Raw genomic sequence first — 21,866 nt, 5'->3', positions numbered from 1 at the left:
CTCACCGGAGGAACTTTATAGACGCCGAGAGTCTTTCAGGTTTCAGACGGTTGTCCCGGCGAAGTGACGAAAGCCCGGAAGCGTTGGGCCGCCGGCGACAGCGTCCGCCCCAGCCGCCAGGTCAGGCCGATGTCGCGGCGAGCCTTGATGCCGGCCAGCGGGACCGGGGTAGCTCCGCTGTCGGTGCCGCGAACCGCACCGGCAGGGAGTACCGCGACCCCCAGACCGGCGCCGACGAGGCGATCGATGGTCGAGAGGTCGGTGGACTCGAAGGCGGCCACCGGGGTGAAGCCGGCCGCCCGGCACAGTTCGTCCACGACACGACGGAATCCGAAGCCGGGGCGAAGCCCGATGAACGGCTCGGCAGCGGCCTCCGCGAGCCCGACCTGTTTCCGGCCGGCCAGGGGATGGTCCGGTGGAACGTAGAGACAGAGCCGCTGGCGTTCGAGCAGATGCCAGCCGAAGACCTCCGGGTCCGGCCGAGGACCGGTGACCGCGAGCTCGGCTTCGCCGGACTCGAGGTCGCGGACGATCTCGTGCGACGGCTCCTCCCGCAGGGCGAAGCGGATCCGGGGAGCCGTCGCACGGAAGGACTTCAGCAGGTCGGGCACCAAACCGGTGGCGACCGAGTGGAGGAAGGCCAGCCGGACCGTGCCGGACTCCGGGTCCTGCAGTGCCTCGATGGTCGACCTGGCCGCATCCACCGCCGTCGTCCCCGTCCGGGCCGCTTCGAGGACCAGGCGGCCGGCGGGATTGAGCCGCAAGCCTCGATGCTCGCGTTCGAACAGTCGCGCGCCGAACGCGGCCTCGACCCGGCGCAGCGATCGGGACAGCGTCGGCTGACTCGTCCCGAGGACGGCAGCCGCGTCGGTCAGATGTTCGGTCTCCGCCAGAACGACGAACCAGCGCAGATCCTCGACATGCATACGGTTATCGTATCGATCTGCTCTGTTCATGACATTTTACGCATGTCAGAACATCTGGCACCGTCAGCACCATGCAGACCGTCGCCGTCCGCGGCTACCTCCCCGGCGAGGCCGGCTATCGCCGCCTGTCGGCGGCGTTGTTCGCGGCAGGACTGGCCACCTTCGCGATGCTCTACAGCACTCAGGCGCTGCTCCCCGAGCTGGCGCGGGTGTTCCGGGTATCGCCCAGCCAGAGCGCCTTCAGCGTGTCGCTGGCCACGCTGGGCCTCGGAGTTGCCCTGCTGGTCGCAGGGCCCGCCTCTGAGGTCATCGGGCGCACCAAGCTGATGCGCTGGTCGGTGGCCGCGGCAGCTGCCATAGCTGTCCTCTGTGCCCTCGCGCCGAGCTGGCCGATCCTGCTGGCGCTCAGAGGTCTACAAGGCGTAGCGATGGCAGGGCTCCCGGCCGTTGCGATGGCCTACCTGCGCGAAGAGATCCACGACGACAGCCTTGCCAGAGCAAGCGGCCTCTACATTGCCGGCACAGCAGTAGGCGGTATGACCGGCAGGCTGGTCGCCGGTGGCCTCGCAGAGCTAGGTGGCTGGCGAGCGGCGCTCGGCGGCATCGCTTTGCTGGCCGTCGCCTGCGCAGTACTAGTAGCAGTACTACTGCCCGACTCACAGAACTTCACCAAGGCCACAGGCAGCCGTCAGACGCTCCGGGTACTCAAGGATCCCGCATTGCTCGGGCTCTACGGCACAGCCGCCACCGCGATGGGTGCCTTCGTCGCTGTTTACAACGCGACGGGCTTCAGGCTTGCGGCTGAGCCGTACGGGCTCGGGCCCGGCCTCGCAGGCCTGGTGTTCACGGTCTACCTGCTGGGCTCGGCATCGTCAGCTGTGGCCGGCAGGCTGGCCGACTCGTACGGTCGCCGCGCCGTAGTCCCCGTCGGTTGCCTCGTGACTATGGCCGGCGTGGCGCTGACTCTCGCGGGACCGCTGCCACTGGTCATTGCTGGTCTCGCAGTAATGACGGCGGGGTTCTTTGCGGTCCATGGAGTCGCCAGCGGATGGGTCGCCGTCCGGGCTCATGCGGGTGGCGGTGGTACCGGTCAGGCGGCCAGCTTCTACCTCTTCGCGTACTACCTGGGCTCCTCGGTCTTCGGCGGTCTGGCCGGTACTGCGTGGACGCACGCCGCCTGGCCCGGAGTGGCAGCCGAGGCCGGTGGCCTGCTCCTCATCACCTTGGTCCTGGCTCTGCTGTTGAGGCGCAGTGCGAAACTGACGACATGACGCGAGCAACCGAGGCGGCGGACTCAAAAGGCCTGGCCTACGAGGTCACCAAGCACGGTCGGGTGAACTCACTGGAGGAGGCCGCGGCCGCCCGTGGCATCGAGCCGGCCAAGCTGATCAAGACCATCGTCGTCCGGCTCTCCGACGACGACTACCGGTTCGTCCTGGTTCCCGGCGACCGGGAGATCGCCTGGCCCAAGCTGCGCGCGCTGCTGGGCATCAACCGCATCTCGATGCCCAGCGCCGACACGGCCCTCGAGGTGACGGGGTATGTCCGCGGCACGATCACCCCGCTCGGCAGCACCAACGCCTGGCCGGTGATCGCCGACGACCGGATCACCGGGACGATCTCGATCGGCGGCGGCGAGCACGGAGTCGGCATGACAGTGAACGCCGAGGACTTGCTCAAGGCCCTCGACGCCACAGTCGCTGATGTAACCGACTAGGTCAGCAGACCTCGCTGACCTGCCCGGAGACCCGCTTGGAAGCGGGTGGTCGCGTCCAATGCCTTCAGGATTCGCTGCATCCGCCGCTCGACAGTGCGCTGAGCAACACCGAGGCGGCGAGCAATCGCCTGGTCGGTGAGTCCAGCCGCAGCCAGGGCCAGCAGTTGCTGGTCCTCGAAGGTCAGCGGTCCGTCCGAGGCCGATGGTGACAGCGGAGTCGCCTGCTGCCACAGCAGCTCGAACAGTCGCAGCAACGCATCCAGCAGAGTCGACGGCCCGATCTCGATGAGCTCGTGCCCTGTCTGCATCAACCCGATGCGCTGATCGGCGACCACCAGCTTCAGCGGTACGTCGCGCAGCATCCGACAGCTAGGCCCAGCACTACGCGCCGCCGCAATCTCTGCAGGCTCCACCAGAGCAGACATGTCATAGACAGTCCGGTAGGAGACTCCGTGAGCCCGTCGCGGCTCAATCGGCAGTACGACGAACGGTGGCTTGTCGAGCACCAGTACTTCGGTCTGGGCACTCTGCTGCGCTTGGTAGAACCGTTGCGCCATCGCCTGCTGCCCACGGATCACCGTGAACGGTCCAGCGTCGCCGCGAGCCCGGAACTCCGAGGTCAGTGCAGCCGCACCGAGACGCGCTTGCACGATCGCCGCCTGCTTGCGGAGCGCCAGGAGCTCCACAGCAGCCTCGGGCACCGCAGGGGTGTAGCGGGCCGGGCGCCCCGGAGTACGGGATGCCAGACCCAGCGACAGGAGTGACCGAAGGTGCCGGGCCACCCGTGCGGTGGCCCAGCCCGTGTCAGCTACCAGTTCGGTCGTAGTTGCTTCCGGCCGGGCCAGAAGCGCCCGGTAGAGCTGCTCGTCCTCCGAGCAGACGCCGAGTGCTTCCAGCACCGGAGCAGGTCGATAGTTGTGCATCAGGGCAACGCGTGGACGTGAGAGCCGACCTGGTTCGCGAACCCGCCCCCGTTGAGCGCATCCCAGTTGGTCGACCAGGTCATCGCGCCGCGCAGCGTGGGCCACGTGGTGCTCGGCTTGAAGCTCCCGCAGTTGGTGCCCCTGGCCAGGCAGTCCAGTGCGTTGTTGACGATGGTTGGCGACACATAGCCGCTACCGGCCGCCCGGCTCGAGGCCGGCAGGCCCAGACCGACCTGGTCGGGACGGAGCCCGTTCTGCAGCATGATGCAGGCCTGTGCGGTGATGAAGTCGACCGTGCCCTGCGAGTACACCTGCCCGTTGCAGCCGTTCATCGAGCCGGAGTTGTAGTACTGCACGTTGACGATGGTCAGGATGTCCTTGATCGCCAGCGCCAGCTTGAAGTACTCGAACGTGGTCGCCTGCATGTCGATCGTCTGCGGCGCCATGGTGATGATCAGGCCACTGCCGAAGCTGTTCCGCAGGCTCTGCAGCGCCTGGCCCATGTACTGCGCGTTGACGCCGTTCTCCAGGTCGATGTCGATCCCGTCGAAGCCGTACTCGCGCAGCAGCGAGAGCGCGCTCGACGCGAAGTTGGCGGCCGCTGTCGCGTTGGCGACCGAGACGGTGCCGTTCTGGCCACCCACGGACAAGATGACCTTCTTGCCGGCCGTGTGCTTGGCGGCGATGTCCGCCTTGAACTGCGCGACGGTGTATCCGCCCAGGCCCGCACTGTCGAGGTTGAAGGTGATCGCACCCTGCTGGGCGCCGGTGTCGGCGAACGCGACCGCAATCAGGTCGTAAGCGGCCGGCACGTCGGAGATCTTCTGCACGGTCGCACCGTTGTTGAAGTTCTGCCAGTACCCGGTCAGCACGTGCTTCGGCAGGGGGCCGGGCGGCGGGTCAGTCGGCCCGCTGGAGGTCGTACCGGACGCAGTGGCCCCGTACGCCGAGCAGTTGCCGGCCGCGTCGCAAGCACGCACCTTGAAGCTGTAGGTCGTACTCGGGCTGAGCCCCGACGCGGTCCAGCTGGTGACGTTGCCCACGCTCTGCGGGGCGTCGGTGCCGCGGACCACGTCGTACCGGCTGACGCCGTTGGCGTCCGAGGAGGCCGACCAGTTGAGCTGCAGCGAGCTGGAGGTCGGGCTACCGACTGTGAGGCCGCCCGGGACGGTCGGCGGCGTCGTGTCCGGCGGCGGACCGGTACCACCCGGGCCGTCCAGTACTACGTCGTCAGCCTGGTACGCCGGCAGGCCGTACCACCCGTGCGTGTAGACGACGACGCTGCTGGTCGACGCGCTGGTGGTGAAGGTGGTGCTCAGCTGGGCCCAGCCGGTGCTGGTCGTCCAGGTGCTGGTGCCGCCGTCGGCACCGAGGTACACGTTCGAGCCCTTCACCCAGGCCGACAGCGTGTAGGTCGAGCTCGGCTTGACCGAGACGGTCTGGCTGCAGCGGGCGATGTCGTTCGAACTGGGGCTGCCCTGCAGCGCGTAGGTGCCGGTGTGGGCCGAGCCACTGACCGCGGCGCCGGATCCGGCGGTGCAGAACCAGCCGGCGAGGGTGCCGGTCTCGAAGGTCCCGTTGGTGACGAGGTTGGTCGCGGCGGAGCTGGTCTGCGTGATCAGGACCAGACCGGTGACCGCGAGAAGCAGGGCTGACAGGACTGAGATGACCGCGGCGTGGGGGCGGTTCGTACGCGGGTTCATGTGACACAAAGTGTGACCAGTCAACTACATTGTCAAGACCCTGCATAAAGTGGGAACGCTCTCACGCTCAACAAAAGTGAAAACTATATGGCTTTTTGAGGTTCGGCGGCCGACATCTGCCCGGCAGCGGGCAGGAAAGGCCATTTCGGTAAGCGTTTGCAGCCAGTGAAAGAGGGAGCCCGAAAGGGCTCTACCTGCAAAAGGAAAGGCGACGGCCCCCGGCGGGGGGGTGACCGGGGGCCGTCTTCGGCCACGGGCTCGGGGGGAGGAGCCGGGGGCCGATCAGGAGGCGACAGTCTGCCACTGTCGAGAGGTATGTACCCCCCGAGTCCGGATCTCACACATCTCAGTTCTATTGCAACTGAGCGCCTGATCAACCGGCGCCTGAACCTCGATCAGAGGCTTTCAGGCCAGTGTCACTGTCACACTGCTCAACAGTCTAACGGGAGACCCGTCCACACGAAAGGCCGGGCCCCTCGGCGTTTCGCGGGAACTCCTATGCTCGACCCCATGGAGCACCCGGTGACGCCCCGATCGGCCGCCTTCTTCGACCTCGACAAGACGATCATCGCGCGCTCCAGCACGCTCGCCTTCTCCCGGCCGTTCTACGCCGGCGGCCTGATCAACCGGCGGACCGTCCTGCGGAGTGCCTACGCGCAGTTCGTCTACCTGCTCGGCGGCGCCGATCACGACATGATGGAGAAGATGCGGGAGTACCTGTCCGCTATGTGCACAGGCTGGGACGTCCAGACGGTCCGCGAAATCGTCGCCGACACCCTGCACCACGTCGTCGAGCCGATGATCTACGACGAGGCCGTGGCACTGATCGAGGAGCATCACGCGGCCGGCCGGGACGTGGTGATCGTCTCCTCGTCCGGCGCCGAGGTGGTCGAGCCGATCGGCGCCATGCTCGGCGCCGACAAGGTGATCGCCACCCGGATGGTAGTTGCCGACGGCAAGTACACGGGAGAGATCTCGGTCTATGCCTACGGCCCGCACAAGGCGACCGCGATCACCGAGCTGGCCGCCGCGGAAGGCTATGACCTGAAGGCTTCCTACGGTTATTCGGACTCGATCACCGACGAGCCGATGCTGGCCGCGGTCGGCCATCCGTTCGCGGTGAATCCCGACAAGGCGCTGCGCAAGCTCGCCGTCTCCCGCGACTGGCCGGTGCTCGACTTCAGCAAACCGGTGGCGCTCGAGGAGCGCAAACGACTCCCCGAGGTCCGCCGGCCGGCCGTCGCGGCGAGCCTGGTCGGCGTCGCCCTGGCCGCTGCCGGAGTGCTGCTCTACGTCGCCCGGCGGCGCTCCAGGCCGGCCGGAAGTTGAGGCGGGCTCCGTTCTTCTCAGCTTCATGAAGGTGGCGTTAGCCCTTCCCCTGAAGGGATCTGAAGAGTACAAAGGAAGCACAAAGGATCTTCGGATCCGGTAGAGAATCGCACGGCAACCAGGCACCCACGCGGCGACCAGCCCATCCCAACCGGGCAGCACGACCCCAGACTTCGGCCAACGCCGAAACCATGGGGCGGCAGACAAGGTGCACGCTTGGTAACCAGGATGTTGTGCTCGCGACGGCGCTCTCCCCGGAGAGCGCCGTTCGCAATTTCCCTACTGGGTGGAAAGATTCAGCGGCGACCGCTCCGCCGACAAGGCAATCACTTCACAACTCCTCAGTAACCAGGCCTGTACGCCGACCAGCCCGCCCGCGGCGTAATCGCGCAAACCCTGTGCGTACGACCCGCCGAGCTCGAAGTGCCCGACCTCAGGCACCGTCACCGACAACGGGTCGATGCCCCGGGCAACCAACACGACATGCTCGGCCGCCCGCGCGACCAGCCCGTTGGCGACCGGAAATGGCCGGAGTACCGCCAGTTCCGCGTGCACGATCGCGGCCACCACCAGCCCCGGAGCCTTGGTCGGGACGGTCAGCGCCCGCGCCAGACCGTGCAGCCGCTCCCACATCTCGTCGGCAGGCGGTGCCGGTGGCAGCCCCGGGATGTCGTCCGGGATCGGCTCCCGACTGGTCCGCAGGTGACCCAACTGGTCTTCGCTGCCGAGTGCGACCGCCGCCAACTGGTGCAGTCTGGTCCAGACCTGTACCGGCGCGGTGTCCATCCGTGGCGCCAGGCTCATCAGCTCGCCCGTGATCCGGACAGCACCCGCAGTCAGAGCGTCGCCGGCTCCCCGGCGTACCTCCTCCAAGGAAGCCGAACTGCCGGCCAGGGCGGCCGACGCGTGGGCGCCCCGGAGCAGCGCCTCGGCGGTCATGTCCGCGCCGACCTTCCGCAGCCCGCGGTCGCGCAGCAGCACGTCGACCGCATCCCTGGCCGCCCGGGCGGCCGAACCGACCCCTTCGAGACCGGCCAGTGGTTCGAAGACATCAGCGCTCATGGTGTGCACCCTAGGATGCAGACCTATGGCCGCCAGCACCGACTCCGTCGGGGTCCCCAGGTTCAGCATCGTGGTCCCGTGTCATGCGTCACGGGCCTGGCTGCGGCCGTGCCTGGATTCGGTGCTCAGCCAGTCGTGCGCGGACTTCGAGATCATCGGCGTGGACGACGCCAGCCCGGACGGCAGCGGCCGGATCCTGGACGAGTACGCCGCCGCCGACCCGCGGGTCCGGGTGCTGCACCTGAGCGAGAACGTCGGGCTCGGGCTGGCCCGCAACGCCGGCCTCAAGGAGTGCCGCGGGGACTACGTGCTGTTCCTCGACGCCGACGACACCTACCGGCCCGGCTCGCTGGCCGCGATCGCAACCCGGATCGACGACACCAACCGGCCGGACATCGTCATGTTCGACTACGAGCGGATCCACTGGGACGGTCAGGTGGTGCGCAACCAGCGCCACGACGCGTTCGCCCGCGAGGGCGCCGGAGTCTTCACGGCAGCCGAGCGGCCGGTCTTCCTGACCTTCCTCGAGGTGGTCTGGAACAAGGCGATCCGGCGCGACTTCCTCACCCTGCACGGCTTCGTCTTCACCGCCGGGTTCTACGAGGACGCGCCCTGGACCTACTCGACGATGCTCACCGCGCAGCGGATCGCGACGCTGGACCAGGTCGTCGTGGACTACCGCCAGCACCGCACCGGCGGCAACATCCACGCCACCGCGACCCGGCAGCAGTTCGACATCTTCGACCAGTACGACCGGGTGCACGCCTTCATCACCTCCGACCCGGAGCTGGCCGGCTGGCGGCGGTTCGCCTTCGACCGGTCGCTGGACCACATCCTGGCGGTGATCGACAAGCCCGAGCGACTCGCTCCGGAGGACCGGGCCGAGTTCTTCCACGCCGCAGCGGCCTTCGCCAAGCGCTGGAAGCCCGAGGGGTACGTGGTCGACAAGACCCGGCGTGGCTTCCGCCGGTGGCAGATCGTGCACGACGACTACGCGACGTACACGACCCTCAAGCTGAGCGCCAAGATGCTCGCGGTACCGAGTCCGCGCAAGGCGGTCGACAAGCTGCTGCACCGTGGTGACCTCGACCCGAACCTGGCCCTCTACGGCGCGTACTGGTTCAAACAGTACGCGTGCAACCCGCGAGCCATCTACGAGAAGGCCGCCGAGCTGGCTCCCCAGCTGCGCGGCGTCTGGGTGGTCGACGCGGAGCATGTCGCCGCGATCCCGGAGGGCGTCGAATACGTGGTGGCGGGCTCACCGGCGTACCAGAAGCTGGTGGCGAAGGCGACGTACTTCGTCAGCAACATGAATCTGCCGAAGGAGCTGGACAAGCGCGACGGGCAGATCCATCTGCAGACCCAGCACGGTACTCCGCTGAAGACGATGGGGACCGATCTGCGCCACTACCCGGCTGCGGCGAAGGACCTCGACCTCGAGGAACTCATGCGCCAGGTCGACCGGTGGGACTTCAACCTGTCGTCGAACCGGTACTCGTCGGAGATCTGGGAACGCACCTACCCGGCCCACTTCGAGGAACTCGAGTACGGGTTCCCCCGCAACGATCGGCTCCTCAACGCGACCGTGGAGGACGTCCGCGCGATCCGGGCCTCGTTCGGGTTCGACGACTCACACCTCGTGGTGCTCTACGCGCCGACCTTCCGCGACGGCGTCGACTCGGTCCGTACGCCGTCCGGCCTGGTCGATCTGGGTGGCGACGGGATCCACCTCGACCTGGACCAATTGGCGGCAGCGGCCGGCGACCACGGGCGGGTGCTGGTCCGGACTCACTACTCGCTGTCGAAGCATCCGACCGCGCACTCCGATCGAGTGGTGGATGCGTCGAGCCATCCGCGGGTCGAGGACCTGATGCTGGCGGCCGACGTGCTGATCTCGGACTACTCGTCGATCAGCTTCGACTACGCCAACCTCAACCGGCCGATCGTGCTGCTGGTCGACGACCTCGGGGCCTACGACAGCACCCGCGGGACGTACTTCGACATCACCGCGTTTCCGCCGGGGCTGGTGGCGAGGTCGCCGGAGGAGTTGCTCTCTGCCTTTCAGACCGGCGCGTTCGCCAAAGCTGAAGCGGCCAAGCATCGGCAGCTGTTCCGGGAGAAGTTCTGCGAGTTCGACGACGGCCGCGCGGCGGAGCGGGTGGTCCGACGGATCTTCCTCGGCGAGACCGACCTGCCACCGATCATCCCGCTCGCCGACCGGCACCCGGCGCCGTCACCACACCAGCTCTGACGAACCGCGCCCACCGGTTGTGCATAATGGGGGCATGTCGACGAGCCCGGTGATCGCGCGCGATCGCTTCGGCCTGCGACGACGAAGCACTGTCTGAACACCTCAACCCTGTTCCAGTTGCTTCTCTTCTCAAGGACTCTGCCATGTCCGCAGCGCTGTCTGCCCTTGCCACCCAGCTGTCCACCGCCGTCTCGGCCGCCTTCGGCGCGGAGTACGGCGGACTCGATCCCGAACTCCGGGCCGCCACCAGACCCGAGTTCGGCCACTACCAAACCAACCTCGCTCTGCGACTCGCAAAGACGCTAGCCACGTCTCCACGGGCAGTCGCCGAGCAATTGGTGGAGGCCCTCGACCTGACCGGGCTCTGTGAGCCTGCGCAGATCGCCGGGCCAGGGTTCATCAACCTCACGCTGCTGCCGGCGACGCTCGCGGCCGGCGTCAACGAGCCGGTTGCCTTCGCACCACGCGGCGAGACAGTGGTGGTCGACTACTCGCAGCCCAACGTGGCCAAGCAGATGCACGTCGGCCACCTGCGGTCGACGGTGATCGGCGACGCCCTGTGCAACGTACTCCGGTCCGTCGGTTACAAGGTGATCCGGCAGAACCACGTCGGCGACTGGGGAACCCAGTTCGGCATGTTGGTCGAGCAGGTGCTGTTCGAGGACCTGGCGGTGGAAACCCTTGATATCGAAGGGTTGCAGCAGCTGTACCAGCGGGCGCGGAAGCATTTCGATGCCGATGGCAAGTTCGTCGAGCTGTCCCGGGCGCGGGTGGTGCTGCTGCAATCAGGCGACTCCGGGACGCTGGCGATCTGGCGGCAGATGGTCGGGGTGTCGCTGACCGAGTTCGACCGGATCTACCAGCAGCTCGGGTCGCCGTTGACGCGGGCCGATGTGGTCGGCGAGAGCGCCTACAACGACCGGCTGCAAGGCGTTGTCGACGATCTGACGACTGCCGGGTTGCTGACCGAGTCGGGTGGCGCGTTGTGCGCGTTCCTGCCGGGGTTCGCGGGACGGGACGGCTCGCCGTTGCCGGTGATCGTGCGGAAGTCCGATGGCGGGTTCGGGTACAGCGCGACGGATCTGGCGGCGGCACGGCACCGGATCGACGAGCTGCAGGCCGATCGGATCGTCTATGTGGTCGATCATCGGCAGGGCTTGCACTTCCAGCAGATCTTCGCGCTCTGCCGGGCGGCCGGCTGGTTGCCCGACGGCGTACCGGCCGAGCATGTTGCCTTCGGCACCGTTCTGGGGAAGGACGGGAAGCCCTTCAAGACCAGGGACGGCGGTACAGTCCGGCTGGCGTCCCTGCTGGACGGAGCGACGGCACGGGCCCGGGCGCTCCTGGACGAGCGGGATGCGCTGGACGACGACGCGAAGGCGACTGTCGCGGCCGCGGTCGGCATCGGGGCGATCAAGTACGCGGACCTGTCGAGCGACCGGATCAACGACTACGTGTTCGACCTCGACCGGATGGTCGCGATGACCGGGAACACCGGACCGTACCTTCAGTACGCCCACGCGCGGCTGTCTCGGCTCCTCAGCAAAGCGGGTGAGACTCCTGGCCGGGTGACAGTGCTGACGGAGCCCGCGGAGCAACGGTTGGCCTTGTTGCTGAGCGGTTTCGGCGACAGCGTCCTACAGGTCGCCGAGACGCTGCAGCCGCATCGGTTGTGCACTTATCTGTACGAGGTGGCGGCCGCGTTGTCGGCGTTCTACGAGACCTGTCCGGTGCTGACCAGCGAAGGCGAGGTCCGGACCAGCCGGATAAGCCTTTGCGCGGCGACCCGCACGGTGTTGCAGGATGGCCTGGGGCTGCTGGGGATCAGCGCGCCCGACGCGATGTGATCTGAGAGGGGTTCGCCGATGTTGCCGTGGTCCGCGGAGCTTGCCGGACGGTTCGACCAGACGATCTTCGACAGCGCGTTCCTGCGCGGCAACCCGCTGGGCGATCCGCACGAGCGGCCGGTGCTCGTCTACCTGCCACCCGGGTACGACGAGTCGGATCAGCGCTACCCGTCGATCTACGTGGCGATGGGCTACACCGGCCACCTCGGCATGTGGTTCAACCGGCAGCCGTTCCGCCAGCCGTATCCGGAGTTGCTGGACGCCGTGTTCGCGACCGGCGACGTGCCGCCGGCGATCGTGGTGTTCGTCGACGCGTGGACGAAGCTCGGCGGCAGCCAGTACCTCGATTCGCCGGGCACCGGGCAGTACCACTCGTATCTGTGCGACGAGATCGTGCCGTGGGTCGACGAGCGGTACCGGACGATCGCCGATCGCGACCATCGCGCGATCACCGGCAAGTCGAGCGGTGGCTATGCGGCGATGGTGACTCCGCTGCTCCGGCCGGACGTGTTCGGGGCGCTGGCGACGCATGCGGGCGATGCGGCGTTCGAGGTCTGCTACCAGTCCGGGTTCCCGCTGACGGCTCGGCGGTTGCGCGATCAGTACGACGGGTCGTACCAGAAGTTCTTCGCGGACTTCGAGAATCGAGCCGGCCGGACGACCGGGGACGATCTCGAGCTGCTCGAGATGTACGGGTACGCGGCGGCGTACTCGGCCGAGCCGGACGGGACGGTGCTGCTCCCCCACGACGAGCTCGGCCAGATCATCCCGGAGATCTGGCAGCGCTGGCTGAGTCGCGATCCGGTGCACATGGTCGCGACCGAGACCCGGTACGCCGAGGCGCTCGGATCGATGCGAGCCGTGTGGATCGATGCGGGCAAGCAGGACGAGTACTACCTCGACTTCGGGGCGACTGCGTTCCATCGGGCGGCGTTGCGGGCCGGCGTACCGGAAGAACGCTTGTACTTCGAGCTCTTCGAGGGCAAGCACGGTGGGATCGAGTACCGCTACCCGCTCGCCGTCGAGTGGCTCTGCCGGCAACTGGCTGCCTGATCGGGTAAATGAGGTGCCGGGTCAGCGACCCGGCACCTACCGTTCTCGGCATGGGGACGTTTCCGGAGTGGGTCGAGGCCCGGCCGATCGAGAAGACCGACGCCGACGCGTGGGCGGCGTTGATGAACGACGTCCAGGTGACCGACCAGAACGGTGAGAACTACAGCGCCGAGGATCTGGTCGAGGAGCTCGGCGATCCGAAGATGAACACCGCCCGGGACACGATCGGCCTCTGGGTCGACGAGGTGATGGTGGCGTACGGCGTCGTCTACTGGCGCAAGAACCTGGTCGACGTCGACCGGCTCAACACCGACTCCGCGGTCCGGGGCGAGTGGCGTCGCCGCGGGCTCGGGCAGGCGTTGCTGACCTGGGAGATCGCCCGCGCTCGTGAACTGCACGAGGAGCACCACCCGGACGTCGCCGAGGCGGAGCTCAACTCGACCGTGATCAGCACGAACGTCGGGGCGGCCGCGCTCTTCACCGGGCAGGGCTTCGAGGAGTGCCGCTACTCGTTCACCTTGCAGCGGCCGTTCGACGAGCCGATCCCGGCGGTCGGCGTACCGGACGGGCTGCGGGTGGTGCCGTTCGAACCGGCGTACGACGAGGCGCTGCGGCTGACCCACAACGAGGTCTTCATGGACCACTGGGGTTCGACCCCGAAGGACGAGGAGACCTGGAAGGTCTGGTTCACCGGGTCGCGCGCGTTCCGGGCCGGGCTGTCGTTCCTGGTCCTCGACGGCGAGCAGATCGTCGCCTATGCGAACGGCTTCGAGTACGACGCCGACACCGCGGCGACCGGCATCCGCGAGGTCTACGTCGGCCAGGTCGGTACGGTCCGATCGCACCGCGGCCGCGGCCTGGCCGCCGTGGCACTGACCGCGTTGATGACACAGGCCGCCGAGACCGGCTTCAAGCGCGCGTCCCTGGGTGTCGACACCCAGAACCCGACCGGCGCACTCAGCCTCTACGAGCGCCTCGGCTTCCAGCAGCACACCCAGTGGACGACGTACCGACTGCCGTTGACCTGAGTCAGCAGTAGGGGACGGCCCAGTCGTCGGTCTCGTAGTAGGCCGCGCTGACGTAGCCCGAGACGCTGATGGTGTGGTCGGTGATGTAGTACCAGATGCTGGTCGCGACGCCGCCGACCACGACGAGCGGGCCGTTGACCTTGCAGTTCGCGGTGGTCGAGTGGGTCGGCTGGCAGATGCCCTTGCCCATCCCGCCCGTGCTTGCCGCTGTGCGGATGAGGACCGGGGAGGTGCACCGGCCGGGCGCTGACTCGACGGAAGCCGAAGCCGGCGCGGCGGTCAGTGCCGCCACGCCGGCTCCCGCGATGAACATGACTGCGAGTGTCTTGGTCATGCACTCACTGTCATAGCTCGACGGGGACTTCTTCAATCCTTTCGACCGCCGGTGAAGGGTTGCCGCGCCGGTTCCACGGGCGGACGCCGAGCACGATGACCGCCAGTGTGAGGGCCGCGTAGATCGCGGAGCCGATGAAGGCCGCGTGCACGCCGTCGGTCAGGACCTCGCGCACCCGCTCGGCGGGGATCCTCGAGGCCGCGTCCGAGTTGCGGCTCGCGGTACCGAAGATGGTGACCAGGACGCCGAGGCCCAGGGCCCCGCCGACCTGCTGCAACACATTCAGCATGCCGGAGGCAGCACCCGCGTCCTGAGGCTGTACGCCGGCCAGCGCCCGGCCGGTCGTCGGGATGAACAGCATCCCGGCGCCGAACCCGAACAGGACGAGCGGGCCGACGACGCCGCCGAGGTAGGTGCTGTCCTCGGTGAGCCGGGTCAGCCAGATCATGCCGACCAGAATCAGCACCGAACCGGCGATCATCAGCCTGCCGCCGTCGATCCGGCCGAGCAGCCGCGGCACAATCCGGGACGAGGTGAACAGCAGACCGGTCAGCGGCAGGAAGGCCAGGCCGGCCTTCAGCGGGCTGAACTCCAGCACCCCCTGCAGGTACTGGGTGAGGAAGAAGAACATCCCGAACATCGTGCCGACCACCAGCAGCATGGTCACGTACGCCGCGACGCGGTCGGCGTTGCCGAACAGCCGCAGCGGCACGATCGGGTGGCTCACCCGGCGCTCGATCAGCACGAACGAGGTGAGCAGCACCAGGCCGATCGCGAAGGCGCCGAGCACCTCGGCGGACGTCCAGCCGACCTCGGCCACGCGGATGAAACCGAAGACCACCGAGGTGATGCCGAGCGTCGAGGTGAGCGCCCCGGCGACGTCGAACTTGCCCTTCTCGGGCGGCGTCTCGGACAGTACCTGCCGGGCCGCGAAGACCAGGCCGATGCCGATCGGGACGTTGATGAACAGGCCCCAGCGCCAGGAGACCCAGTCGGTCAGCATGCCGCCGAGGACCAGGCCGACGCTTGCACCGCCGGACGAGACCAGGCTGTAGAGACCGAGCGCCTTGAGCCGCTCGGGACCTTCGCGGAAGGTGAGCATGAGCAGGGTCAGAGCCGCCGGCGCCGCGATGGCACCACCGATGCCCTGCAGGACGCGGGCCGCCAGCAGCAGTTCGGCGGACGGGGCGAGCCCACCGAGCAGTGAGGCGGCGCTGAAGACGCTGACACCGGTGATGAACACGCGCCGGCGACCGAGCAGGTCACCGGCCCGGGCGCCGAGCAGCAGCAAACCGCCGAAGGCGAGGGCGTACGCGTTCTGCACCCAGGACAGGCTGGCGGGACTGAAATCGAGCGCGTGCTGGATCTTGGGCATCGCGATGTTCACCACGGTGCCGTCGAGGATCACCATCAGTTGAGTGACCAGGATGACTGCGAGGACTACCCCCGGCCGCCGCGCGGGCGTACCGGTTCGGGCGCCGGCCGGCGCCGCGGATGTTGCCGCCATAGTGTGACTTGCTCCTTACCCACGAGGGGCTAGAGTTGGTTTCAGATGAAGTGGAGAGCTCCTCCGGATCCACCATACGGAGGCCCCCTCCGCTTTATCAAGGGATTTATGGCGCGACTTTGCGTTGCGCCGTCCACTACGCCTCGGCAAGGAGGGCCGGATGACCTCGACACCACTTCCGACGACCCGGCCTGCCCGCGCCGACGCCGCCCGGAACTACGACTTGCTGGTCACCGCGGCGCGCGAAGCGTTCGCCGAGCACGGCACGGACACCTCGCTGGAGGAGATCGCGCGCCGGGCGGGCGTCGGGATCGGCACTCTGTACCGGCGCTTCCCGAACCGGACCGCGCTGCTCGAGGCGGTCTACGTCGACGAGATCCAGCAGGTCTGCAACCGCGCCTACGGCTTCGCCGAGAAGCTCGGGCCGTACGACGCGCTGGCCGCCTGGCTGCGCAGCTTCGTCGGCTACAGCGTCTCGAAGAAGAGTCTGGCCGGCGAGCTGACGGCGGCGCTGGGCAAGAACTCGGAGTTCTTCACGGCCTGCAAGGTGAACGTCCGCGAGGCCGGCGACAAGCTGCTCAACGCGGCGAAGGCGGACGGCTCGGTCCGCCAGGACCTACAGCTGATGGACGTGCTCCGGCTCGTCGGCGGCATCACGATGGGCCGCGACATGTCGCCGGAGCAGGCCGACCGCCTGCTCGAAATCGTCCTGGCCGGCCTCAAAGCCTGATCGGCGTCACCGCGTCCAGGTAGGGAGCGGTCGCGTCCGCCTCTACATAGTGCAGTTGATCCTTGGGCAGCGGCCACGGCACCGCGAGCTGCGGGTCGAACAGGTTGACCATCGTCCGCGGCGCATCCGGCGTCCAGTGCGCGGCGAGCAGATAGGTGTAGACCGTGTTCGGCTCCAGCGTGCAGAACGAGTGCCCGCAGCCCTCGGGAAGAAAGATCGCCTGCCCCGGCGTCAGCTCGAACGTCTCCAGCCGGCCGAACGTCGCGCCTTCCCGCAGGTCCACGATCGCGGTGAACAGCCGCCCGAGCGCCGGCGAGATGTACCGATCCCAGGCCTCCGCGTGGATCCCGCGGGTGATGCCGACCTCGGTCGTGTAGGCCATGTTGTTCTGCACGAACTCGACCTGCGGGAACCCCTGATCGACCAGCTTCGCCTGCTGGAAGCTCTCCTTGAACCACCCCTGCGGAGTCTCGATCAGGTCCAGCTCGATCTGCAGGAGTCCCGGGATGCTGGTCTGCTTGACGCTCGGCATGGCCGCAGCCTATCTACGGACCTGGGGACGGGCCTGCAGTTGGGCCTGGTCGGCCGCATCCAGCCCAGCGGCCCAGCCGGCGCCGTTGGTGATCCTGGTCCGCCGCGTGACCGTGTCCGGGAAGAGCTTCGTGAACAACGCCTCGACCTGGGCCTCCCGCTTGGTCAGCACCGGCAACAACCGATCGGCATCAGCAGCCGGTACGGCGGCCTGCGTCGCGTCCGTCGTCTTCTGCAGCCGCTCCCCGATGCGTTGCGCGTACGCCATCAGGAACGACTGCCGGAACGACCGGGTCCGCGACTCGCCCCGGTGGCCGATGTGCTTGCCAGCAGCAAGCATCGCGCGATTCGCCTGCACCAGCAGCGAGGTACTGAGCAGCTCGGTCAGCTGCAGATCGAGCTCGGCGCCGACGATCGTGACGACGGCGAGCTGCTCCATCGAGACCGTGCGGCAGCGGTTGACGGAGGCGACGGCTCCGACGAGTTGCGCTTTCGCTGATACATAAGGGGTTTCGACCCAGATCCGCCGGGCACCGGAGTCGTCGGGCAGGTCGAGCCCAGGGTCGGCGTCCACCAGCGCTTGATCGAGCGAGAACTTGGCCATCAGCTCCTGCGCCTTGCCCGACAATGCCTCCGCCTCGTCCGGGAAGTCCGTCGCCTCCGCCTTGGCCAGCAGGGCTCTGATCCGCCCGAGCATCTTGTCGTTCGGTACGCCGGTCCCCGCCGCGCGCGCCTGCACCGGCGTACCGGGCAGGGGGAACAGTCGTGCGAGTCCGGGCAACGACTGGAGGAAGCCTGCGACCGTGAGCGCCGTGTGGAGAGCAAGATAACGGCCGAGCCGTTGCCCCGAAGCCCAGGCGGTCAGCTGCAACTCGGAGTACGGCGCGTCGATGCCGAGGTCGAGCAATTGATCCAGCCAGCGTGGATCGACCTCGCGATAGGCCCGATGCTCCGACGCGATCACGGCCAGCAGCAACGGCTCCACCCCCGGCTCCAACCGCCGCCGGGCATGCTGCACCACGTCGCCAGGCGTCCACCCACGCTCCCAGGCAGAGCGGACCAGCTTCCGCAGGAACTCTTGCAGGACCCGATCGACCTGCGCTTGGTCGCGCTCGTCATAGCCACCGAGACGGGCCAGGAACGCGTCAGCCTCCTCGTGGTTGAGCACGACGGCAGCCGCCGCTGACGGCAGCAGGTGCAGGATCTCGGAATCACTCACGCGGACGAGTTTGTCACCCGAGCCCAACCTCCCGCCGGCCGCGCCATCACTCCTGTGGACAACGGTCGATCGGCAACCCGAACGCCGCGAACAGCGACGGGTTGTGGAACGCCATCACCGCGGACACCCCGGCCTTGGTCAGGGTCAGCACCTTGAGCGAGTGCGCATGGAAGATCCCGTCGTCGCCACGCACGTACATGGCAAAGGCAGGTTGCCCATTGGCCGACGTCTCGACCAGGATCCGTCGCCCTTCCCCAGGCAGGATCTTCGTCGCCAGCAGGCCCAGTACGTCGTCCCGCCCACTGAACCAGGTTGGGATCGGCGGCATCTCCCACCGGGTGTCCTGAGTCAGCAAACCCTTCAGCGCAACCAGGTCGGCCTTCTCGAACGCCTTCGCGTATTGGTCGAGCAGGGCACGGCGTACTGGCTCATCCGGCTCGCTGAAGTCGTCCTCGGCCGGTGCGAGCTTGGCCATCTCCGCGCGAGCCCGCTGGAGCGAACTGTTGACCGCAGCAGTCGTCGTCACCAGCAGGTCGGCCACCTCGGACGCCTGCCAGGCAAGGACATCCCGCAGGATCAGTACTGCGCGCTGCCGCGCCGGCAAGTGCTGTAGCGCCGCCACCATGGCCAACCGGAGGCTCTGCCGAGTCCCCACCACCTGTGCCGGGTCCGTGCTCAGCAGCAGATCCGGGAACGGCTCCAGCCAACTGGTCTCCAGCGACTGCGTCTCCAGGTCGTGCGGGTCGATGCCTGGCGCCCCTAGCGCCGACGGGACCATCCGCCGACTGCTGTGCTGCAAGGCGTTCAGGCAGACCCGGGTAGCGATCCGGTAGAGCCACGTCTTGACCGAGGAGCGCTCCTCGAAGTCCGCGAACCCTCGCCAAGCGCGCAGGTATGTCTCCTGGACCGCATCCTCCGCATCATGCAGCGACCCGAGCATCCGGTAGCAGTGGGCGACCAACTGACCCCGGTACTGCGCGAACTCGTCCTCCAGGTTCATCCCAACTCCTCCGCCGGCTCCAGCACCACAACGCCCGTACTACGTCGCACGGCGATCCCCAGCCCGGCAAGTGCACCCAGCAACGACAGTACGCCGCAGACTGCCAGCGCCCGGGCGAAGCCGGTCTCGAACGACTCATATCCCCCGGCGGCCGCGAACACAGCCGCCAGCACCGCGACACCGACCACCCCACCCAGTTGCCGCATCATGGCGTAGATACCCGACGCCATCCCGACCGCTTCCGGGGGTAGCGACCCGATGCTGGCGCTCTGCGTCGCAGGCATCGCCAGGGAGACCCCGCAGCCGGCGACGATCAGGGCCGGCACCAGGTCGGCGTACTGGACTGTGCCCTTGCTGGCCTGGCTGATCCAGAACATGCCCACTGCCTGCAGCAGCAAGCCGGTGAAGACCAGGGGCCGTTCACCGATCTTGTCGACCAGCCGTCCGGCGATCGGGGCAACCAGGAAGAGCGTGGCTGTCCACGGCAGGAGTTGCAGACCCGCTTTCAAAGGCCCGGAACCGAAGGTCGCTTGCATGAACTGGGCGAGGAAGAAGACCGCGCCGAACAGCGCAGCCGTGAGGAAGAAGCCGGCTGCGTTTCCTGCCGAGAAGGCGCGCGAGCGGAAGTACCGCAATGGCAGCATCGGCTGCCCGGCGCGGTTCTCCCAGGCCAGGAACCCCAGCAAAAGAAGGGCTCCCGCGACGAAGGATCCGAGGACCTCCGGACTCGACCAGCCCGCCACCGCGCCGCGGACCACACCCCAGACGATGCCGAGGACGGCCAGCGTGATCAGAGCCGCCCCGCGCAGATCAAGTTGCCGGACGGCGCCGCGGCTCTCCGGGATCTTGGCCAGGACGAGCGGGATCGCGATGGCGCCGATCGGCACGTTGATCCAGAAGATCCACTGCCAGGCGAGGCCCTCGGTGACCGCGCCACCGATCATCGGGCCGCCGAGAACGGCCAGGCCGGTCAGCCCGCTGAAGATGCCGATCGCCCAGCCACGGCGCTCGGGTGGGAACGCGGCGCCGAGCAGGCTCATCGACAGTGGCATCACCACTGCCGCACCGACGCCTTGGACCGTACGGGCCGTGATCAGCAGCGGCACCGAGGGAGCCAGCGCGCAGGCGATCGAGGCGAGGGTGAAGAGGCCGAGGCCGGCCGCGAACGTACGGCGTCGTCCCCACCGGTCCCCGATCGCCGCCGCGGTCATCAGCAGCATCGCGAAGCTCAGGCTGTAGGCGTTGACCGTCCACTCGAGCTGCTCGACGGTCGCGCCGAGATCCTGCCTGATGGTGGTCAGCGCGGCCGCCACCACGAGTACGTCGAGCGCCACCACCACCGACCCGATCGAGGTCAGCCCCAGTACCCACCGCTGCTCGCCGGTCGTACCGATCTTGCTGTTCACGTGTCCTCCAGGAATTCGCTGTCACAGGTACTGACAGCGCGGAGGACCCGAACTCATCGCTGCGATGAGTTCGACCCTGCGCCGCTGTCTGTACCAGTGACGAACCCCTCTGAAGGAGAGCAACCATGGCTACAGCAGTGTTCCGCTACCGCACGAAGCCGGAGGCAGCCGACGAGAACCTTCTCTTGATCGAGAAGGTCTTCGCCGAACTGTCGGCCGTCGCGCCACCCGATCTGACCTACGCCAGCTTCCGTCTCGACGACGGCGTCACCTTCGTCCACGTGGTCGACGGCGAAGGCCTCACCGACCTCACCGCCTTCCAGGAGTTCCAGCGCAACCTCGCCGACCGCTTCGACGGCGACCTCATCCGCGAGGAGGCGACCCGCATCGGCTCCTACTCGGCCTAGCCGGGATCACCCGAGGGCGGGCCTGCGATCAGCCGATCACGGACCTGCCGCATCCGCTCCGGGGAGTGGTGCGGCATCTCCCAGCGGGTCTCCAGCCACCAGGTGGCGCCTGCCTCGGCCCAGGGCGCCACCTGCGCGGCCGCCGCCGCGGGGTCGTCCGCCGCCGTCTCGCCCTCGGCGATCACCTCGAACTCAGGCGCGGCTCCACGCTCGTTCAACCAGGTACGCACCGCACCGAGCTCCTCCGGCGTGCCCTCGCCTGAGGAGTACTGAGGAAGCAGCCCATCGCAACGCAGCGCCCGGGCCATCGACTTCGGCCGCGGCCAGACACCGACCACCCAGATCGGAATCCGCTCCTGGACCGCACCACCGGCCTGGGTGACGTCCTCGCGATCGGACTCGTAGTCGTAGTGCACGCCGTGGTAGCTCGACCGGCCGGCCCACAGCTCCCGGATCAGGTCGATGCCCTCGTCCAGCATCGCCGCCCGGGTCCGGAGATCCAGCTCCTCACCGGTCTCGGCCAACCCGGTCGCGCCGACCCCGACGGCGAGCGTGGCGCGGCCGCCGGACAGCTGGTCCAGCGTCACGACCTGGCTCGCAACCTTCCACGGGCGGCGCCAGGGCAACGGGGTCAGCATCGTGCCGAGCCGGATCCGCGACGTGCGGACGGCGATCGCCGACAGCAGCCCCCAGGCGTCGACGCCGTACGCGGCTTCCCAGACGAAGACGCCGTCCCAGCCGGATTCCTCGGCGAGGACGGCCTGCTCCAGCTGCTGCTGGGCCGTACCGCCGGGCAGGATCACTCCGTATCTCATACCCGCTTTCTACCTGCGGCCGCCGACAATCTGCGCGCGATGGGCTGGCCGAAAGGACCGTGTCAGCTGCTGGCTGAA

At 67.9% G+C, this 21,866-nt stretch carries 20 protein-coding genes; 9 read left to right on the top strand and 11 right to left on the bottom strand.

Going from position 1 to position 21,866, the window contains the following annotated elements:
• Positions 1-35: 35 nt before the first annotated feature.
• The gene (locus ABD116_RS10810) at positions 36-926 is read right to left on the bottom strand and encodes a LysR family transcriptional regulator (RefSeq protein ID WP_343967593.1); all 891 of its coding nucleotides are present in this window, start codon (positions 924-926) and stop codon (positions 36-38) included.
• A gap of 71 nt (positions 927-997) precedes the next feature.
• Here ABD116_RS10810 and ABD116_RS10805 point away from each other — a divergent pair, with 71 nt between their 5' ends.
• Positions 998-2,197, top strand: a complete 1,200-nt coding sequence (locus ABD116_RS10805) for an MFS transporter (RefSeq protein WP_343967591.1) — start codon at positions 998-1,000, stop codon at positions 2,195-2,197.
• Complete coding sequence (locus ABD116_RS10800; protein WP_343967589.1) at positions 2,194-2,643, top strand: aminoacyl-tRNA deacylase; 450 nt, start codon at positions 2,194-2,196, stop codon at positions 2,641-2,643. Before ABD116_RS10805 ends, ABD116_RS10800 begins: the two co-directional genes overlap by 4 nt.
• Here the strand turns inward: ABD116_RS10800 and ABD116_RS10795 are convergent.
• On the bottom strand, positions 2,640-3,566 hold the full coding sequence (locus tag ABD116_RS10795; protein ID WP_343967587.1) for a helix-turn-helix domain-containing protein: 927 nt from the start codon (positions 3,564-3,566) through the stop codon (positions 2,640-2,642). The genes ABD116_RS10800 and ABD116_RS10795 overlap by 4 nt on opposite strands.
• On the bottom strand, positions 3,566-5,269 hold the full coding sequence (locus tag ABD116_RS10790) for a chitinase (RefSeq protein ID WP_343967585.1): 1,704 nt from the start codon (positions 5,267-5,269) through the stop codon (positions 3,566-3,568). Before ABD116_RS10790 ends, ABD116_RS10795 begins: the two co-directional genes overlap by 1 nt.
• A 498-nt stretch (positions 5,270-5,767) precedes the next feature.
• Here ABD116_RS10790 and ABD116_RS10785 point away from each other — a divergent pair, with 498 nt between their 5' ends.
• Positions 5,768-6,598 carry an HAD family hydrolase gene (locus ABD116_RS10785; RefSeq protein ID WP_343967583.1) on the top strand — a complete coding sequence of 277 codons (831 nt, stop codon included), beginning with the start codon at positions 5,768-5,770 and terminating at the stop codon, positions 6,596-6,598.
• Between the two features lie 279 nt (positions 6,599-6,877).
• On the opposite strand, the gene ABD116_RS10780 is transcribed toward ABD116_RS10785, so the two are convergent.
• On the bottom strand, positions 6,878-7,660 hold the full coding sequence (locus tag ABD116_RS10780; RefSeq protein WP_343967582.1) for a Fic family protein: 783 nt from the start codon (positions 7,658-7,660) through the stop codon (positions 6,878-6,880).
• A gap of 25 nt (positions 7,661-7,685) precedes the next feature.
• Between ABD116_RS10780 and ABD116_RS10775 the strand changes: the two genes are divergently transcribed.
• From ABD116_RS10775 to ABD116_RS10760, 4 genes are all read left to right on the top strand, one after another.
• Positions 7,686-9,911, top strand: coding sequence for a bifunctional glycosyltransferase/CDP-glycerol:glycerophosphate glycerophosphotransferase (locus ABD116_RS10775; RefSeq protein WP_343967581.1), 2,226 nt, complete (start codon positions 7,686-7,688; stop codon positions 9,909-9,911).
• Between the two features lie 155 nt (positions 9,912-10,066).
• Positions 10,067-11,758 (top strand): arginine--tRNA ligase, encoded by a 1,692-nt coding sequence (gene argS, locus ABD116_RS10770; protein WP_425552076.1) that lies wholly within the window; start codon positions 10,067-10,069, stop codon positions 11,756-11,758.
• A gap of 18 nt (positions 11,759-11,776) precedes the next feature.
• Positions 11,777-12,811: an alpha/beta hydrolase gene (locus ABD116_RS10765; protein WP_343967577.1), complete on the top strand. Its 1,035-nt coding sequence runs from the start codon at positions 11,777-11,779 to the stop codon at positions 12,809-12,811.
• Between the two features lie 50 nt (positions 12,812-12,861).
• Positions 12,862-13,839 carry a GNAT family N-acetyltransferase gene (locus ABD116_RS10760; protein WP_343967575.1) on the top strand — a complete coding sequence of 326 codons (978 nt, stop codon included), beginning with the start codon at positions 12,862-12,864 and terminating at the stop codon, positions 13,837-13,839.
• Position 13,840: 1 nt separating this feature from the next.
• Here the strand turns inward: ABD116_RS10760 and ABD116_RS10755 are convergent, their stop codons facing one another.
• Together ABD116_RS10755 and ABD116_RS10750 are read right to left on the bottom strand one after the other, a co-directional pair.
• Positions 13,841-14,173, bottom strand: a complete 333-nt coding sequence (locus ABD116_RS10755; protein ID WP_343967573.1) for a hypothetical protein — start codon at positions 14,171-14,173, stop codon at positions 13,841-13,843.
• 10 nt (positions 14,174-14,183) lie between these two features.
• Entirely contained in the window at positions 14,184-15,680 is a 1,497-nt protein-coding gene (locus tag ABD116_RS10750; RefSeq protein ID WP_343967571.1) for an MFS transporter, read from the bottom strand.
• 160 nt (positions 15,681-15,840) lie between these two features.
• On the opposite strand from ABD116_RS10750, the gene ABD116_RS10745 reads away from it, so the two are divergent.
• Positions 15,841-16,410 carry a TetR/AcrR family transcriptional regulator gene (locus ABD116_RS10745; protein WP_343967569.1) on the top strand — a complete coding sequence of 190 codons (570 nt, stop codon included), beginning with the start codon at positions 15,841-15,843 and terminating at the stop codon, positions 16,408-16,410.
• Here ABD116_RS10745 and ABD116_RS10740 read toward each other — a convergent pair.
• The 4 genes from ABD116_RS10740 to ABD116_RS10725 are packed head-to-tail and all read right to left on the bottom strand — an operon-like array spanning position 16,400 to position 20,566.
• On the bottom strand, positions 16,400-16,942 hold the full coding sequence (locus ABD116_RS10740) for a dTDP-4-dehydrorhamnose 3,5-epimerase family protein (protein ID WP_343967567.1): 543 nt from the start codon (positions 16,940-16,942) through the stop codon (positions 16,400-16,402). The genes ABD116_RS10745 and ABD116_RS10740 overlap by 11 nt on opposite strands.
• A gap of 9 nt (positions 16,943-16,951) precedes the next feature.
• Positions 16,952-18,160 carry a DUF2786 domain-containing protein gene (locus ABD116_RS10735; RefSeq protein ID WP_343967565.1) on the bottom strand — a complete coding sequence of 403 codons (1,209 nt, stop codon included), beginning with the start codon at positions 18,158-18,160 and terminating at the stop codon, positions 16,952-16,954.
• Between the two features lie 46 nt (positions 18,161-18,206).
• On the bottom strand, positions 18,207-19,160 hold the full coding sequence (locus ABD116_RS10730) for a sigma-70 family RNA polymerase sigma factor (protein ID WP_343967563.1): 954 nt from the start codon (positions 19,158-19,160) through the stop codon (positions 18,207-18,209).
• Positions 19,157-20,566 carry a DHA2 family efflux MFS transporter permease subunit gene (locus tag ABD116_RS10725; RefSeq protein WP_343967561.1) on the bottom strand — a complete coding sequence of 470 codons (1,410 nt, stop codon included), beginning with the start codon at positions 20,564-20,566 and terminating at the stop codon, positions 19,157-19,159. The genes ABD116_RS10730 and ABD116_RS10725 overlap by 4 nt, the downstream gene beginning before the upstream one ends.
• A 125-nt stretch (positions 20,567-20,691) precedes the next feature.
• On the opposite strand from ABD116_RS10725, the gene ABD116_RS10720 reads away from it, so the two are divergent.
• Positions 20,692-20,973 carry a hypothetical protein gene (locus tag ABD116_RS10720; RefSeq protein ID WP_343967559.1) on the top strand — a complete coding sequence of 94 codons (282 nt, stop codon included), beginning with the start codon at positions 20,692-20,694 and terminating at the stop codon, positions 20,971-20,973.
• Here the strand turns inward: ABD116_RS10720 and ABD116_RS10715 are convergent.
• The gene (locus ABD116_RS10715; RefSeq protein WP_343967556.1) at positions 20,970-21,788 is read right to left on the bottom strand and encodes an LLM class flavin-dependent oxidoreductase; all 819 of its coding nucleotides are present in this window, start codon (positions 21,786-21,788) and stop codon (positions 20,970-20,972) included. The two genes, ABD116_RS10720 and ABD116_RS10715, sit on opposite strands and share 4 nt — an antisense overlap.
• Between the last annotated feature and the right edge of the window lie 78 nt (positions 21,789-21,866).

The sequence above is a fragment of the Kribbella koreensis genome (assembly GCF_039525325.1).
Lineage (GTDB): Bacteria > Actinomycetota > Actinomycetes > Propionibacteriales > Kribbellaceae > Kribbella > Kribbella koreensis.
The sequence above is the reverse complement of the archived record's forward strand: the minus strand, read 5'-3'. Positions and strand labels throughout refer to the sequence as shown.

Coding starts and splice junctions, on each gene's coding strand:
- ABD116_RS10810 (WP_343967593.1), bottom strand. CDS start 926: ATGCATGTCGAGGATCTGCGCTGGTTCGTCGTTCTGGCGGAGACCGAA.
- ABD116_RS10805 (WP_343967591.1), top strand. CDS start 998: ATGCAGACCGTCGCCGTCCGCGGCTACCTCCCCGGCGAGGCCGGCTAT.
- ABD116_RS10800 (WP_343967589.1), top strand. CDS start 2,194: ATGACGCGAGCAACCGAGGCGGCGGACTCAAAAGGCCTGGCCTACGAG.
- ABD116_RS10795 (WP_343967587.1), bottom strand. CDS start 3,566: ATGCACAACTATCGACCTGCTCCGGTGCTGGAAGCACTCGGCGTCTGC.
- ABD116_RS10790 (WP_343967585.1), bottom strand. CDS start 5,269: ATGAACCCGCGTACGAACCGCCCCCACGCCGCGGTCATCTCAGTCCTG.
- ABD116_RS10785 (WP_343967583.1), top strand. CDS start 5,768: ATGCTCGACCCCATGGAGCACCCGGTGACGCCCCGATCGGCCGCCTTC.
- ABD116_RS10780 (WP_343967582.1), bottom strand. CDS start 7,660: ATGAGCGCTGATGTCTTCGAACCACTGGCCGGTCTCGAAGGGGTCGGT.
- ABD116_RS10775 (WP_343967581.1), top strand. CDS start 7,686: ATGGCCGCCAGCACCGACTCCGTCGGGGTCCCCAGGTTCAGCATCGTG.
- ABD116_RS10765 (WP_343967577.1), top strand. CDS start 11,777: ATGTTGCCGTGGTCCGCGGAGCTTGCCGGACGGTTCGACCAGACGATC.
- ABD116_RS10760 (WP_343967575.1), top strand. CDS start 12,862: ATGGGGACGTTTCCGGAGTGGGTCGAGGCCCGGCCGATCGAGAAGACC.
- ABD116_RS10755 (WP_343967573.1), bottom strand. CDS start 14,173: ATGACCAAGACACTCGCAGTCATGTTCATCGCGGGAGCCGGCGTGGCG.
- ABD116_RS10750 (WP_343967571.1), bottom strand. CDS start 15,680: ATGGCGGCAACATCCGCGGCGCCGGCCGGCGCCCGAACCGGTACGCCC.
- ABD116_RS10745 (WP_343967569.1), top strand. CDS start 15,841: ATGACCTCGACACCACTTCCGACGACCCGGCCTGCCCGCGCCGACGCC.
- ABD116_RS10740 (WP_343967567.1), bottom strand. CDS start 16,942: ATGCCGAGCGTCAAGCAGACCAGCATCCCGGGACTCCTGCAGATCGAG.
- ABD116_RS10730 (WP_343967563.1), bottom strand. CDS start 19,160: ATGAACCTGGAGGACGAGTTCGCGCAGTACCGGGGTCAGTTGGTCGCC.
- ABD116_RS10720 (WP_343967559.1), top strand. CDS start 20,692: ATGGCTACAGCAGTGTTCCGCTACCGCACGAAGCCGGAGGCAGCCGAC.
- ABD116_RS10715 (WP_343967556.1), bottom strand. CDS start 21,788: ATGAGATACGGAGTGATCCTGCCCGGCGGTACGGCCCAGCAGCAGCTG.